Consider the following 14,183-nt stretch of genomic DNA (forward strand, 5'->3'; position numbering starts at 1 on the left):
GGCCCCCCACCACCCCCCCCCCGCGGGGCCCCACCGCCCCGGGGGGCGGGGGTCCACCGTCTCACCACCCCGCCGGCCGGGCCGCCCCCCCCGGCGGCGCCCCGCCCCCGCCGCGTCTATCGCGTGGTTCCGGGCAACCACGGCGCGAGGAGAGTCGGATCGGCGACGCCGAGTCGCACCTGTTCCCACTCCTCGTCGGTCAGCGGGAGCGCGCGCAGTCGGGCACCCCACTCGGGCACGCGATCCGGCTCCTGCAGCGAGGCCGCCAGTTCGACCAGCGCGGCAGCGCCAGCGCCTGCTCGGCGGCCGGTGCTGTCTCACCGTGTCGGCGCAGCCCGGAGGTGAGAGCCCGGAACGTGGCGGTACGGGGCGACCGCGTCGACCATCACGAGGCAGCCTCCGGTCTTCTCGGCCGACGGGTCGACGCCGTCCGGTGCGCCGGCGTAGTGCAGTTCGAACCCGCTCCACCGGAACGCCAGGTACAGGTACGGCTTCCGCTGCTCGTAGGTCAACGCGAAGCCGAGGGCCTGCCAGAACGCCAGGGTCTTCTCGGCCGAGACGCAGGGCAGCATCGGGACGACTGTCTCATTGCTCTGGACCTGCTCGCCGGTCATGGACGCCTCACTCGGGGTAGCGGTGCAATGCACGCCATCGTGTCCCCTTGCGGTCCCCGACGCCGATGCCGAACGCGACAGACTTCCGGGCTCGGAATTTGGCGGGATCCAGGCCCTTCCCGGGGCCGGAACCTGATCTGCGCGCCGGTCAGCCGTCGTTTCCTTCGATGGCCCGGACGCAGCGCCGCAACAGCTCCCGCAGGGTCTGCCGTTCCGCCTCGGAGAACGCGTCGGCTAGGCGCCGCTCGATACGTACCGCCTCGCGGTCGGCGCGGCGCAACGCCTCCGTCCCGGCCTCGGTGAGCCGGGCTTCGAGGACGTGTCGGTGCCAGCGGTGCGCCGAGCGCGCGACCAGACCCCGTTCCTCCAGGATCTTCAGCACGGCGGCCATGGCCTGTGGTGTGACCAGGCAGGCCCGGGCGAGGGCCGCTCCCGAGATGCCGGGCTGGCCGGCGAGCACGGAGAGAGCGGCGTACTGGGGGACGGTCAGGTTTCCCGGCCGCAAAGCGGCGCTCTTGGCAGCCATGAGCACCTGTTCGGCGCGCTTAATGTCGAGGCCGAGGCGCTCCTCGGCGGGCATGCCCATGGCACGACCATAACCGGTGGCACATCAATCAAGAATGGTAGTACCATCAAGGCCTTTATAGTTGGGCGACGTCGGGAGCTGCTGTGGAAGGTAGGGTCGTCCTCGTCACCGGTGCCACGTCGGGCCTGGGTCGGCAGCTCGCGCGTGATCTCGCGCTCCGCGGGGCCACGCTGTTGCTGCACGGCCGGGAGCGGAGCCGGCTGGACGCCATCGCCGAGGAGGTGCGGGCCTGGACGCCCGCCGTCCGCACCTATGTGGCCGACTTCGCCGACCTCGATCAGGTGGGCCGCCTGGCCGCCGCCGTCCGCCGGGACGAGCCGCGCCTCGACGTGCTGGTCAACAACGCCGCCGTCGGCGGCGGCGATCGTATGGTCGGACGCCAGGGCCACGAGCTGCGGCTGACGGTCAACCACCTGGCGTCGCACCTGCTGGCCTGGCGACTGGCCCCGCTGCTCAGGGCCTCGGCCCCCGCGCGGGTGGTCAACGTCGCGTCGATGGGCCAGGAGCGGATCGACTTCGACGACCTGATGCTGTCGCGGGACTACGACGGTGTCCGCGCCTACTGTCGCTCCAAGCTGGCAATGATCATGGGAAGCTTCGACCTTGCCGAGGAGTTGCGCCCCGACCGGATCACGGTCAACGCGGTGCATCCGGCCCACCTGATGGACACGCCCATGGTCCGCGGCAGTGGCCTCATGCCCGTGGCCACCGTGCACGACGGCGCGCTGCCCACCCTCCGGTTGATCATCGACCACGCGCTCGCGGATGTCACCGGGCGGTACTTCGACCGGTTCGACGACGCCCACGCCCACGAGCAGGCGTACGACCCGGTGGCGCGGCGGCGACTGCGCGAGGTCACCCGCGAACTCACCCGGGGGTGACGGCCGGGGCCTTGGCGAACCCGGCGGCGGGTGAGTGGCCGTCGACGCCCGGCGGACCAGGAGCCCTCGGCAGGTTGATTCGCCTGGTCGCGAACCACCGCCGAGGGTTCCCGGGTGGACGGGTGACGACTCGTCTCAGGCCGGGCAGGCCCCCTGGTGCCAGGTCAGCTTCGTGACGGCCATCGGCAGGTAGAAGATGTTCCCGCCGCGGGGGACGCATGTGGTGCGGGTGGTCTTCGACCCGTCGGGCCAGGTGTAGACGAATTCCATGTCGACGTTTCGGGTCGTGTAGTTGTAGTAGGTGAGCGCCGGGACGCTGCCGGACCACTGGGTGCGGGTCACCAGGGACGGCGTTTCCACGGGGGCGGTCCCCGGGGTGGCCCAGTTGGGCCAGACGCAGAACGTGCCGGGCTGACAGTTCCCGGGCGGCCACGCCTCGTCCGAGGCCGCCTGGGCGGACGCGGCGGCGGGGGCGGTGGCCAGCAGTCCTGCCACGGTGGCGGCGAGAGCAATCGATTTCAGCAGCACAGGGCACCTTTCCAAGATGAAATATCTGATTGATCGACGACGCTATCAGCCAGAATTTGACGAGTCAACCATCTGATCGCCCGTCGCCTATGTCCACCCGCCGGGCGGTGGCGACGCCGATTTCCGGTGCCCGACCGGGGCGCGGTGACACCGCGGGCGGGCGTCGCCGGACGGGCCGCGCCCTCGGTAGGCTCGGTGCCATGAGCAGCCGACCCGCAGCCGGCGGCGGCCGGTGGGTCGACGTCGACCCCGGCCGCGTCGCCCGCTGGGTCGAGGGCTTCGCCGAGCGGCACGGTCAGCCCGCGACGACCGTCCAGGGGTACGGCCTGCTGCTCACCGCCCTGGACGGCGCCACCGCCGAACTGCACACCCCGCCCGGCGCGGACGCCTCCGCGGACGTGCCCGGATTCGTGGCCGCCGCCGGCTCGACCCGCCGGCTCGCTCTGCTGTTGGCCCGCAAGGGCGGCGTCGCCGTCGGTGTCGCCGACGGCGTCGACCTGGTGGTCTCCAAGGTGGACACGCGCTACGTGCAGGGGCGCACCGCCGCGGGCGGCTGGTCGCAGCAGCGGTTCGCCCGACGGCGCGACAACCAGGCCAAGGCGGCCCTGGGCGACGCGGCCGACCTGGCCGTACGCCTGCTGTTGCCGGAGGTGTCGACCCTGGCCGCGCTGGTCTGCGGCGGCGACCGGCGGGCGGTGGACACCGTGCTGGCCGACCGGCGGCTGGCCCCGCTGGCCGCGTTGCGGGCGGAGCGCCTGCTCGATGTGCCCGAACCCCGGCACGCCGTGCTTGTCGCCGCCGTTTCCGCCGCTCGGGCGGTCCACATCCTGGTCCGCTGAACGGGAAAGATCACATCAAGACGGTCAATCCGCTTCGCCCCTAGTGCATCGAGCTGAGCCGATGCATAAGGTCGGTGTCACGAAGTGGTGGGTCTCCGGGCGACCCACCGGGGCAGCTTCGCCTCCGCCATCACGCGTCGACACCGTTGGGAGAGAACAATTTCATGAGCGGATACCAGGACGGCCGGCTGCGAACCCGGTGGCGCCGGACGGCCCGACTCCTCGCCGCCGCGGCGGCGATGTGCGCCGGAAGCGTCGTGCTCACCGCCACGCTGACGGCAGGCGCCGCGAACGCGGGCGTCGGCCAGGTCGAGCGCGGCGCGCTCGCCGCCCCTGTGGTCACCAGCACCACCACCGGCGGCGCGCACACGTGTGCGATCCGTGTCGACGGGGGACTGTGGTGCTGGGGTGCCAACTACAGCGGCCAGCTCGGCGACGGCACGACCACCAACCGGAGCACCCCGGCACGGGTCGGCACCGCCACCTGGACCGGCGTGGACGCCGGCTCCGGGCACACCTGCGCGGTCCGGACGGACGGCACACTGTGGTGCTGGGGGTCGAACTCCCGGGGTCAGCTCGGCGACGGGACCACCACGAGGCGGAGCGCCCCGGTGCAGGTCGGCACCGCCACCACCTGGGCCAGGGTCGACGCCGGCCCCACGCACACCTGTGCCGTGCGCACCGACGGCACGCTCTGGTGCTGGGGATTCAACCGCACGGCGCAACTGGGTGTCGGTGCCTCGCCCTATGTGGCTTCCAGCCCGCTGCAGGTCGGCACGGCGACCAACTGGGCGAGCGTCTCGACCGGCTTCGGGCACACCTGCGGCGTCCGCACCGACGGCACGCTCTGGTGCTGGGGGTCAAGCTCGGACGGGCAGCTCGGTCTCGGCACCCTGGCGCCGCAGACGGCGCCCGCGCAGGTCGGCACCGCCACCACCTGGACCGGCGTCGCCGCCGGCTACGCGCACACCTGCGGGGTCCGGTCCGGCGCGCTGTGGTGCTGGGGCGAGAACGGGTACGGGCAGCTCGGCGTGAGCGGCGTCTTCCAGACCGCCCCGGTCCAGGTCGGCACGGCCACCACCTGGAACAGGATCGCCGGCAGCAGTGACACGACGTGCGCCTCCCGCACCGACGGCAGCCTGTGGTGCTGGGGCAAGAACACGGCCGGACAGGTGGGCGACGGCACCACCGGCCACCGGTCCACCCCGACCCGGGTCGGTGACGCCACCACCTGGACCGGCGGCCTCGCCGCAACCGACCACGGCTGTGCCGTCCGCACCGACGGCGGCCTGTGGTGCTGGGGTGACAACAGCGGGGGACAGCTGGGCGACGGCACCACCGCCGGCCGGTCCACCCCGGGTCAGGTGGTCCTGCCGGACTGACCCGCGCGGACGTCGGCCCTGAGCGGAGCTGTCGAGGCGACGTCCGACGGGAAGAGCAAGCCTGAAAGAAGCGAGGTGGTAATGGCGTGCGTCTCGTCCCAGGGGATTTGCCGCATGCCATTACCACCTTCGTTGCACCTGCTACGGTGCGGCCGTTTCTCTAAAGCAGATCCTTGTCAGGCTGGCGATACTGCGCCGCCCCTGCACCTGCTCGGGACGGTGCTGCCCTGCCTGTACGTTATCCACTTCCGGTGGCGGATGTCCTTCTGCTGTGCCTCACACCATTTGTAGGTCCACGGGGTGATGAGGTCCCAGCAGAACTTGTAACAAACGCCCGACCGGCAGTCGATTACCTGACTGAGGTCGATGTCCACGCACGGGTTGAGTTCGACCATTGTGCCCGCATCTACTTGCACCCCGGCCAGGGCCTTCGCGTTCTTCGACTCGGGGCAGAGCGCCAGCGTTTTTGCGAGGTCGTAGCCGGAGTGGGACTGCGACGCGGACGGCTGTGGCGCTCGGTCGGCCGCAGATGCCGGGTTGGTGACGACTAGGGTGCCCAACAGTCCCATAAGCATTGCTAAGGTTGCGAGAAAACGCCTACTCATTTTTGCTCTCTTCCCCGTTCGACGACGTTGGTACGGAAATCGGGTACCGGATGCGCGCGCAAGGCAATGCAGGGTGAACCGCCGACCTGCAAACCGACAATGCCGCATTGCGCACAGCAGTCAGGCGGATGACCTCCCCGTGCCAGCCTGAAATGCTAGTGCGTTGTCGTGCGGTTCGGTTCCGAACCCTCGATGCGCCTAGTACATCGTGGACCTTGCTCGATGTCAATCTTGAAGAGCAATCTTGCGGACCTCTCGACCCCGGATTCGGGGGCCCATTGTCCGGTCGGCGCGGCGACGTCCACAGGGGTGGGCGCAACGATGCCGCCGAGGCGACGGAGGTGAAGCCCGGCTCGGAGAAGGTGCTGCGGCTGCGGCGCGGGTGGACCGGGCGCGCGCCCCCTCCTGCCCCGCGCACAGACGTTTCGTGACGGGATCCACGTGCCGGAAAGCAGGTGGGCCGGTCCGGGATGCTCCCGGACCGGCCCCGACTCGGTGTCAGACGCGCCCGGAGAACGTGTCACACTGCCGCGGGTCTCCGGTCTCCCGGCCACGCAGGAACCACTCCTTGCGCTGCGCCGAGGTGCCGTGGGTGAACTGGTCAGGGTTGACCCGACCGCCAGAGCGTTCCTGAATCGTGTCGTCGCCGATAGCCTCGGCGGCGTCGATCGCCTGACTGATGTCAGTCTCCGAGATCGACGTGAACAGCGGCTGCTCGCCGGTCTTGTCCCGGCTCTCGGTCGCGTGCCGCGCCCAGGTGCCGGCATAACAGTCGGCCTGCAACTCCAGGCGCACCGACGCGGACTGTGGTCCACTCTGGTCCCCACGCTGGGCCTTGGCGGAGGTGCCGAGCAGGTTCTGAATGTGGTGTCCGTACTCGTGTGCCAGCACGTACGGCGCGGCGAACTCGCCGTCGGCGCCGAACCGGGAGGCCAGCTCGTTGTAGAACGTCAGATCGATGTAGATCTGCTTGTCGGCCGGGCAGTAGAAGGGCCCCACCCCCGAGTCGGCCTGACCGCAGGCGGTGTCCACGGCGCCACCGAAGTAGTTCGTGTCGGTCGGTTGGTAGCGGCTGCCGCTGACCTTCGGGAACTCCTGCTCCCAGTAGGACTGAATGCTGTTGACGTACAGCAGGTTGCGGCACTTGACGTTCTCGAAGCGCTGCGCGTTGTCCCGCGCGCAGGACGTCGCCAGATCTTCCCCACCCGAGTCGTCGCCGTTGGTGGCGGCGTTGAGGCCGAAACCACCTCCGACGAGGGCGATTACGACGGCGACCACAAGCCCGATCAGTCCTCCCCGGCCGCCTCCGCCGGGAAGGGGAAGGGCGAATCCGCCTCCCCGACCGGCTCTGCTTCCTCCCAGGTCGTTGACCTGGGAGCTGTCAAGTTCCGCTCGGTCGTTCAGCTCCATGGTGACCCCGATCGCCTGATGTCCAGCACTGCGTCGTTTCTGCCGGACCGGGTCCGGACGGCGGTTTTCGTACCCGATGATCTTGCGTGGTAATCCGGGGTGGCGCCCGCCGCGCGCCCGGTACACTTGGCCCCGTGCTGCGCTGCGAAGGCTGAACGGCCCCGCGCCGACGGGAGAAACACCACCCGCCGGCGCTTTCGCGTGCCCTGAGTCAGCCCTTCCGGATCCGAGAGCGAGTACTGCGAAATGATCACTGCCACCGGCCTCGAACTGCGCGCCGGTTCCCGCATCCTGCTGTCCGACACCACGCTGCGGGTGCAGCCGGGGGACCGGATCGGCCTGGTCGGGCGCAACGGCGCCGGCAAGACCACCACCCTCAAGGTGCTCGCCGGGGAGGGCCAGCCGTACGGCGGGCAGATCGACAGGCGTAGCGCCATCGGCTACCTGCCGCAGGACCCGCGTACCGGTGACCTGGACGTCACCGGCCGGGACCGGGTGCTGTCCGCCCGCGGGCTGGACGTGCTGATGGCACAGATGCAGGAGGTGGAGAACAAGCTCGCCGAGGGCGCCGACGACGAGCGGCTGGTCCGCCGCTACGGCACGCTGGAGGACCAGTTCGCCTCCCTCGGCGGCTACGCGGCCGAGGCCGAGGCGGCCCGGATCTGCGCCAACCTCGGCCTGCCCGACCGCGCCCTGGCCCAGACGATCGGCACCCTCTCCGGCGGCCAGCGCCGCCGCATCGAGCTGGCCCGCATCCTGTTCCGCGACGCCGGTGAGAACGGCGGCGGCATCCTGCTGCTCGACGAGCCCACCAACCACCTCGACGCCGACTCGATCACCTGGCTGCGCGGCTTCCTGGGCAACCACAAGGGCGGCCTGATCGTGATCTCCCACGACGCCTCGCTGCTGGAGGCCGTGGTCAACAAGGTCTGGTTCCTGGACGCCACCCGGTCCGTGGTCGACACCTACAACCTGGGCTGGAAGGCATACCTGGAGGCGCGGGAGACCGACGAGCGGCGCCGCCGCCGGGAACGGGCCAACGCCGAGAAGAAGGCCGGCGCGCTGATGGCGCAGGCGGACAAGATGCGCGCCAAGGCGACGAAGACCGTCGCCGCGCAGAACATGGCCCGGCGGGCCGAGCGGCTGCTCTCCGGCCTGGACGAGGTCCGCGTCGCGGACAAGGTCGCCAAGGTGCGGTTCCCCAGCCCGGCGCCGTGCGGCAAGACTCCGCTGACCGCCACCGGCCTGTCCAAGTCGTACGGGTCGTTGGAGATCTTCACCGACGTCGACGTGGCGGTGGACCGCGGCTCCCGGGTGGCCATCCTCGGCCTCAACGGCGCCGGCAAGACCACCCTGTTGCGGATGCTCGGCGGCCTGCTCGAACCGGACACCGGCGAGGTGCGCCCCGGGCACGGCCTGCGGCTGGGCTACTACGCCCAGGAGCACGAGACGCTTGACGTGGACCGCACGATCCTGGAGCACATGCGCAGCGCCGCGTCGGACCAGAACGACACCGACCTGCGCAAGATCCTCGGCGCGTTCCTGTTCTCCGGCGAGGACGTGGACAAGCCGGCCGGTGTCCTCTCCGGCGGCGAGAAGACCCGGCTGGCGCTGGCCACCCTGGTCTGCTCCGGCGCCAACGTCCTGCTGCTGGACGAGCCGACGAACAACCTCGACCCGGTCAGCCGGGAGCAGGTGCTCGACGCGATCGCCCGCTACCCCGGCGCGATCGTGCTTGTCACCCACGACCCGGGGGCGGTCAGCGCGCTCAAGCCGGACCGCGCGATCCTGCTGCCCGACGGCGACGAGGACGCCTGGTCCGACGACCTGCTGGAACTGGTCGAGCTCGCCTGACCGCCCCGTCGCTGCCGCCTCGGGCCGGCGTGGGGGGGCGGTCAGGTGAGCAGGGCGGCCAGGCGGGGCAGGACGCCGGAGGTGAGCAGGATGACCACGCCGATGAGGATGAAGATCGCCGGCACCAGCCAGTGACCGGCACGGCCGACCAGGGCCACCACCCGGGGGTGCGCGCCGAGCGCGGCGGCCACGGCGCACCAGACGGCCACCAGCAGCGCGAACACCAGCAGCCAGATCAGGCCGGCGACCGGGTCGAGGGCGCGGAAGACAGGCACGTAGACGGCGATGTTGTCGGCCCCGTTGGCGATCGTGACCCCCGCGACGCCGACCAGGCCACCGACCACCGGCGGCGGTTCGTCGTCGTCGGTGCGGGCCAGCAACGCCCGTACGCCGAGCGCGATCGGCAGCAGCCCGAGCAGGCCGGGCCACGGGTCGGGCACCACGAGCAGTCCGGCGGCGGCCACCACCGCGACCGCAGCGAGCGCGCCGATGCCCGCGTACTGCCCGGCGACGATCTGCCAGGGCCGGGGGCGTCCGGTACGCCGGGCGGCCACGAAGAGCACCGTGAGGACGACGACGTCGTCGAGATTGGTGGCGGCGAAGACACCTGCCGCGCCCGCCACGGCCGTGATCACGTCGGTCACCCCGGGCACGATACGGCCCCGGCGCGCCATTTCCGCCGGGGGTGATCGGCCGTTTGCCGAGCCACCGGACGCCGGTACGGATCAGCCGGTCGAAAGGATCACTCTATCGGGAAGTTGACAATGCGTAGCGTGTCGGTTGGCGAATAGTTGATATCTGGCGCATGATCGTCCGAGGCGGTCTAATAGGTGGGACCGTATCCGAACCGCACAGTCTGCGACGTGAGGAATCAGCATGGCAGCCACCGGCACAGCCACCAGCACTGAGAAGGGTCGCCGGATCGTCGGGGCCGAGCGTCAGACGCTCGCCAAAGACCTGGTAAAGCGGTACACCGGGGGTGAGAGCATCCGTGCGCTGGCGGCCTCGACCGGCCGTTCCTACGGATTCATCCACCGGGTGCTCACCGAGTCCGGGGTGCAGCTGCGGCAGCGCGGCGGCGCCCGGCGCAGGAAGAAGGCGTGACCCGCCCCCCAGCGTCGTCCATCAGCGCTGTCCTCCGGGTGGTCCGGTGACCGCCGAGACGACCGGAGTGCGCTTCGACTGCGACGGGCCGGTCGCGACAGTGACGTTGTGCCGGCCCGACGTGCTCAACGCCCAGACGCCGGCGATGTGGCGCGCGATGAGTGACTTCTCCCGCGACCTGCCCGGTGACGTTCGCGTGGTTGTCGTACGCGGTGAGGGCCGCGCCTTCTCCGCCGGCCTGGACCTGGCGGTGGCCGGCGGTTCCGGGCCGGGTTCCTTCGCCGAGCTGGCCGGGCTGCCGGAGGCGGAGTGCGTCGACCGGATCGCCGGTTACCAGGGCGGTTTCACCTGGCTGCACCGGCCGGACGTGGTGTCGGTCGCCGCCGTGCAGGGGCACGCCATCGGTGCCGGTTTCCAGCTCGCCCTCGCCTGCGACCTGCGCGTGCTCGCCGCGGACGCGAAGCTCTCGATGGCCGAGGTGACGCTCGGCCTGGTCCCCGACCTGGCCGGCACGCGCCGTCTGGTCGAGTTGGTCGGCTACTCCCGCGCGTTGGAGATCTGTGTGACCGGCCGGCGGATGGACGCCGCCGAGGCGGACCGGATCGGCCTGGCCACGCTCGTGGTGCCCAACGACGAGTTGGACGGCGCGGTGCGTGATCTGTCGGCCGGGTTGCTGGCCAACAGCCGGGACGCGATCGTCGAGATCAAGGCGCTGCTCGCCAGCGCGGCCGGACGCTCGCACGCCGAGCAGCAGCGCGCCGAGCGGGAGGCGCAGACCCGTCGCATCCGGGATCTTGCCGGGCGGGGCGAGTAGCCCGACGGGCACCCGGCCGACGAGGGCCGACGGTAAGGACCGTTTGGGAAGAAGTAGGTTACCCACGAGGTTGTCACAGGCGTCGGGAGAATGGACCCCGACGGTCCCCTGCTGCCCGACGACCCGGAGGTGACGATGTCCCACCCGATGGCCGGCGGCGGCATGGGCGGTTGGAGCATGCTCCGCTCGCTGCGCAACCGCGACGAGGTCTCCGCCCACGAGTTCAAGCGCGGCACCGCCCGGCGGATCGTCGCGTTCGCCGGCCCCTACCGGCGCGACATCGTCATCTTCCTGATCACCGTGGTCATCGCCGCGGTGTTCGGCGTGGCCACCCCGCTGCTGGCCGGCGACGTCATCGACGCGATCGCCGGTGGTGGTTCCGAGGCCCGCGCCACGGTGGTCCGGCTCGCCCTGATCATCGCCGCGCTGGCCGTGGCCGACGCGGTCTTCTCCCTGATCCAGCGGTGGTATTCGGCCCGCATCGGCGAGGGTATCATCCTCGACCTGCGCACCCGGGTCTACGACCACGTGCAGCGGATGCCGTTGCAGTTCTTCACCCGCACCCAGACCGGCGCGCTTGTCAGCCGGCTCAACAACGACGTGCTCGGCGCCCAGCGGGCGTTCACCTCGACGCTGTCCGGGGTGGTCAGCAACGTCATCCAGCTCGTGCTCACCGCCGGGGCGATGCTCCTGCTGTCCTGGCAGATCACCGTGCTGGCACTGGTGCTCCTGCCGATCTTCATCATCCCGGCCCGCCGGGTCGGCCGGCGACTGGCCGAGATCACCCGCGAGTCCTACAACCTCGACGCCAAGATGAACGCGACCATGACCGAGCGGTTCGGCGTCGCGGGGGCGCTGCTGGTCAAGCTGTTCGGCGCGCCGGAGGTGGAGGCCGACCGGTTCGCCCGCCGCGCCGAGCGGGTCCGCGACATCGGCATCCAGTCCGCCATGTACTCGCGGACCTTCTTCGTGGCGATGCTGCTCGTCGCGTCGCTGGCGCAGGCGCTCACCTACGGGGTGGGCGGGTGGCTCGCGGTCACCGGCGCGGTCAGCGCCGGCACGGTCGTCAAGCTGGCGCTGCTGCTGACCCGCCTCTACGGTCCGCTCACCGCGCTGTCGAACGTCCGGGTCGACGTGATGAGCGCGCTCGTCTCGTTCGACCGGGTCTTCGAGGTGCTCGACCTGCGTCCGGGGATCACCGAGAAGCCCGAAGCGGTGCCGGTGCCGCGCGGCAACGGCCGGGTCGAGTTCCGCGACGTGCGCTTCCGCTACCCGAGCGCCGCCGAGGTGTCGTTGGCGTCGCTGGAGGAGGTGGCCACGCTCGACCGGACGGTCAACGAACCGGTGCTCAGAGGTGTCACGTTCGCCGTCGAGCCGGGCCAGATGGTGGCGCTGGTCGGCCCCTCCGGCGCGGGCAAGTCGACGCTGTCCATGCTGATCTCCCGGATCTACGACGTCAGCGACGGTCAGGTGCTTGTCGGCGGCGTCGACGTGCGGGACGCGACGCTCGCCTCGCTGCGCGACGAGATCGGTGTGGTCACGCAGGATTCGCACCTGTTCCACGAGACGATCCGGGAGAACCTGCGCTACGCCAAGCCGGACGCCACCGACGACGAGATCTGGGCGGCGCTGGCCGGCGCGCAGGTGGCCGACCTGGTCCGGGCGCTGCCGGACGGGCTGGACACGACCGTCGGCGAGCGCGGCTACCGCTTCTCCGGCGGCGAGAAGCAGCGCATCGCCATCGCCCGGCTGCTGCTCAAGGCCCCGTCGATCGTGATCCTCGACGAGGCCACCGCGCACCTGGACTCGGAGAGCGAGGCGGCGGTGCAGCGGGCGTTGGCGGTGGCGCTGACCGGGCGTACCGCGTTGGTGATCGCGCACCGGCTGTCCACCGTGCGTGACGCCGACCAGATCCTCGTGCTCGACGAGGGGCGGATCGTGGAGCGCGGTCGGCACGAGGAACTGGTCGCGGTCGGCGGGCTGTACGCCGAGCTGTACCGCACCCAGTTCGCGGTCGCCGACTCGCCCGCCCCCTACGCCGAGGCGGAACAACCCGAGCCGGTGGTGACGACCGTGCCGATGGGCACCTACGTCGCCCAGGAGGCCATGCCCCCGGCGACGGCCAACTAGCCGGGCACTGCCGGGCCGGCCGGGCGCGTGCGGTGGGTCATCCGCCGGTGACCGCGGCGCGCAGCTCGGCGAACGCGAGGCCGAGTGTCTCCGGGGTGAAGTGGGCGTTGAGGCCGCTCGGGTTGGGCAGCACCCAGAGCCGGGCCGCCGCGAGCGTCTCCGGCTGCGGCCCGAAGCCGGCCTTCGGCCGGGCGAACCCGATCCGGTACGCGGTCACCCCGACCACCGCCACCCAGCGCGGCCGGTAGCGCTCGACCTTCGCGGTGAGCGTCGCCGCGCCGTCGACCAGTTCCCCGGCGGTCAGCTCGTCCGCGCGGGCGCTGGCGCGGGCCACCATGTTGGTGATGCCGAGGCCGAGCGCCGGCAGCGCGTCCTGTTCGCTGGGGTGCAGCAGGCGCGGCGTGAAACCGCCCCGGTGCAGGGCCGGCCAGAACCGGTTACCCGGTCGGGCGAAGTGCCAGCCGGTCGCGGCCGACCACAGGCCCGGGTTGATGCCGACGAAGAGCACGTCCAGGCCGGGCGCGATCACGTCCGGCAGCAGCCGGTCGGCCGCCGCGGCGAGCTGTTCCCGGCTGGGCCGGGGATGCCGGCGGGCCGGTGTGCCGGCACCGGGCGCCGGTTCGGGTCGGCCGCCGGCCGGGCGGCGCCGCCTCGTCGGTTCGCCGTTCACAGCCCGCGTAGCGCGCCGCCGTCGACCGGGACGGTGACCCCGGTGACGTAGCTGGCGGCGGGGGAGAGCAGGAACGCGGCCACCCGGCCGAACTCCGCCGCCTCACCGATGCGGCGCAGCGGGATCGTCGCCTCGACCTGGGCGCGGGCCCGGTCGGCGTCGCCGGAGGCGGCCAGCAACTGCCGGTTGCGATCGGTCAGGATCCGCCCCGGCAGCAGGCTGACCACGCGTACGCCGCGCGGGCCGTACTCGTCGGCCAGGTCCTTCGCCACGCCGGCCAGACCCGGCCGCAGTCCGTTGGAGATCCCGAGGCCGGGCAGCGGCCCGCGTACCGAGGAGGACAGCACCAGCCCGATCGCGCCCCCGTCGGTGAGCGCGCCGGCAACCGTGCGGGCGAGCCGGACGCTGCCCAGGAAGACCGTCTCGAACGACTCGCGCCACTGCTCGTCGGTGACCGAGGCGGCGGTGCCGGGTGGCGGGCCGCCGACCGAGATCAGCGCGCCGTCGAGCCGGCCGAAGTGTTCCCGGGCGGCGGCGACGAGCCGCTCCGGCGTGCCCGGGTCGGCGAGGTCGGCGGTCAGCCCGATCGCCCGCTGCGGCCCACCGAGCGCCTCGACGGCGGCGGCCACCCGCTCCGGGGCGCGGGCCGAGACGACCACCCGGGCGCCGCCGGCGACGAGTTGTTCGGCGGTGGCGAAACCGAGGCCGGCGGAGGCACCGGTCAACACGTACACCCGCTCGGCGAGTCCGAGATCCATAGGACCGA

15 protein-coding genes are annotated in these 14,183 nt (G+C 71.6%); 7 read left to right on the forward strand and 8 right to left on the reverse strand.

Translation table 11 applies throughout. The annotated features are described in order from the left end of the window. Positions 1-317: 317 nt before the first annotated feature. Together ACLQ2X_RS19905 and ACLQ2X_RS19910 are read right to left on the reverse strand one after the other, a co-directional pair. Positions 318-614 carry a hypothetical protein gene (locus ACLQ2X_RS19905; protein WP_425682559.1) on the reverse strand — a complete coding sequence of 99 codons (297 nt, stop codon included), beginning with the start codon at positions 612-614 and terminating at the stop codon, positions 318-320. 148 nt (positions 615-762) lie between these two features. Beyond that, the gene (locus tag ACLQ2X_RS19910) at positions 763-1,200 is read right to left on the reverse strand and encodes a MarR family winged helix-turn-helix transcriptional regulator (protein WP_425682560.1); all 438 of its coding nucleotides are present in this window, start codon (positions 1,198-1,200) and stop codon (positions 763-765) included. An 83-nt stretch (positions 1,201-1,283) separates the two neighbouring features. Here ACLQ2X_RS19910 and ACLQ2X_RS19915 point away from each other — a divergent pair, with 83 nt between their 5' ends. Continuing rightward, positions 1,284-2,081, forward strand: a complete 798-nt coding sequence (locus ACLQ2X_RS19915) for an SDR family NAD(P)-dependent oxidoreductase (protein WP_425682561.1) — start codon at positions 1,284-1,286, stop codon at positions 2,079-2,081. 135 nt (positions 2,082-2,216) lie between these two features. On the opposite strand, the gene ACLQ2X_RS19920 is transcribed toward ACLQ2X_RS19915, so the two are convergent. Then, entirely contained in the window at positions 2,217-2,609 is a 393-nt protein-coding gene (locus ACLQ2X_RS19920) for a hypothetical protein (protein ID WP_425682562.1), read from the reverse strand. Between the two features lie 200 nt (positions 2,610-2,809). Between ACLQ2X_RS19920 and ACLQ2X_RS19925 the strand changes: the two genes are divergently transcribed. Further along, positions 2,810-3,448 (forward strand): acVLRF1 family peptidyl-tRNA hydrolase, encoded by a 639-nt coding sequence (locus ACLQ2X_RS19925; RefSeq protein ID WP_425682563.1) that lies wholly within the window; start codon positions 2,810-2,812, stop codon positions 3,446-3,448. A 164-nt stretch (positions 3,449-3,612) separates the two neighbouring features. Further along, positions 3,613-4,830, forward strand: a complete 1,218-nt coding sequence (locus ACLQ2X_RS19930) for an RCC1 domain-containing protein (RefSeq protein ID WP_425682564.1) — start codon at positions 3,613-3,615, stop codon at positions 4,828-4,830. Positions 4,831-5,006: 176 nt separating this feature from the next. On the opposite strand, the gene ACLQ2X_RS19935 is transcribed toward ACLQ2X_RS19930, so the two are convergent. Both ACLQ2X_RS19935 and ypfJ read right to left on the reverse strand, forming a co-directional pair. Next, positions 5,007-5,435 carry a hypothetical protein gene (locus tag ACLQ2X_RS19935; RefSeq protein WP_425682565.1) on the reverse strand — a complete coding sequence of 143 codons (429 nt, stop codon included), beginning with the start codon at positions 5,433-5,435 and terminating at the stop codon, positions 5,007-5,009. A gap of 498 nt (positions 5,436-5,933) precedes the next feature. Then, positions 5,934-6,845 (reverse strand): KPN_02809 family neutral zinc metallopeptidase, encoded by a 912-nt coding sequence (gene ypfJ, locus ACLQ2X_RS19940; RefSeq protein WP_425682566.1) that lies wholly within the window; start codon positions 6,843-6,845, stop codon positions 5,934-5,936. A 246-nt stretch (positions 6,846-7,091) separates the two neighbouring features. Between ypfJ and ACLQ2X_RS19945 the strand changes: the two genes are divergently transcribed. After that, positions 7,092-8,699 carry an ABC-F family ATP-binding cassette domain-containing protein gene (locus tag ACLQ2X_RS19945; protein ID WP_425682567.1) on the forward strand — a complete coding sequence of 536 codons (1,608 nt, stop codon included), beginning with the start codon at positions 7,092-7,094 and terminating at the stop codon, positions 8,697-8,699. Positions 8,700-8,740: 41 nt separating this feature from the next. Here the strand turns inward: ACLQ2X_RS19945 and ACLQ2X_RS19950 are convergent, their stop codons facing one another. Continuing rightward, a complete protein-coding gene (locus ACLQ2X_RS19950) occupies positions 8,741-9,343 on the reverse strand; it encodes a cadmium resistance transporter (RefSeq protein WP_425682568.1) in 603 nt (200 codons plus the stop codon). Between the two features lie 232 nt (positions 9,344-9,575). On the opposite strand from ACLQ2X_RS19950, the gene ACLQ2X_RS19955 reads away from it, so the two are divergent. From ACLQ2X_RS19955 to ACLQ2X_RS19965, 3 genes are all read left to right on the forward strand, one after another. Beyond that, a complete protein-coding gene (locus tag ACLQ2X_RS19955) occupies positions 9,576-9,803 on the forward strand; it encodes a helix-turn-helix domain-containing protein (protein ID WP_007072022.1) in 228 nt (75 codons plus the stop codon). A gap of 46 nt (positions 9,804-9,849) precedes the next feature. Further along, complete coding sequence (locus ACLQ2X_RS19960; RefSeq protein WP_425682569.1) at positions 9,850-10,617, forward strand: enoyl-CoA hydratase/isomerase family protein; 768 nt, start codon at positions 9,850-9,852, stop codon at positions 10,615-10,617. 147 nt (positions 10,618-10,764) lie between these two features. Continuing rightward, positions 10,765-12,747, forward strand: a complete 1,983-nt coding sequence (locus ACLQ2X_RS19965) for an ABC transporter ATP-binding protein (protein ID WP_425682679.1) — start codon at positions 10,765-10,767, stop codon at positions 12,745-12,747. Between the two features lie 37 nt (positions 12,748-12,784). Here ACLQ2X_RS19965 and mug read toward each other — a convergent pair whose 3' ends face one another. Both mug and ACLQ2X_RS19975 read right to left on the reverse strand, forming a co-directional pair. After that, positions 12,785-13,417, reverse strand: coding sequence for a G/U mismatch-specific DNA glycosylase (mug, locus tag ACLQ2X_RS19970; protein WP_425682570.1), 633 nt, complete (start codon positions 13,415-13,417; stop codon positions 12,785-12,787). Beyond that, a complete protein-coding gene (locus ACLQ2X_RS19975; RefSeq protein ID WP_425682571.1) occupies positions 13,414-14,175 on the reverse strand; it encodes an SDR family oxidoreductase in 762 nt (253 codons plus the stop codon). The genes mug and ACLQ2X_RS19975 overlap by 4 nt, the downstream gene beginning before the upstream one ends. Between the last annotated feature and the right edge of the window lie 8 nt (positions 14,176-14,183).

Origin of the sequence: Micromonospora sp. DT31 (genome assembly GCF_049841795.1) — a bacterium.
Classification (GTDB): domain Bacteria; phylum Actinomycetota; class Actinomycetes; order Mycobacteriales; family Micromonosporaceae; genus Micromonospora.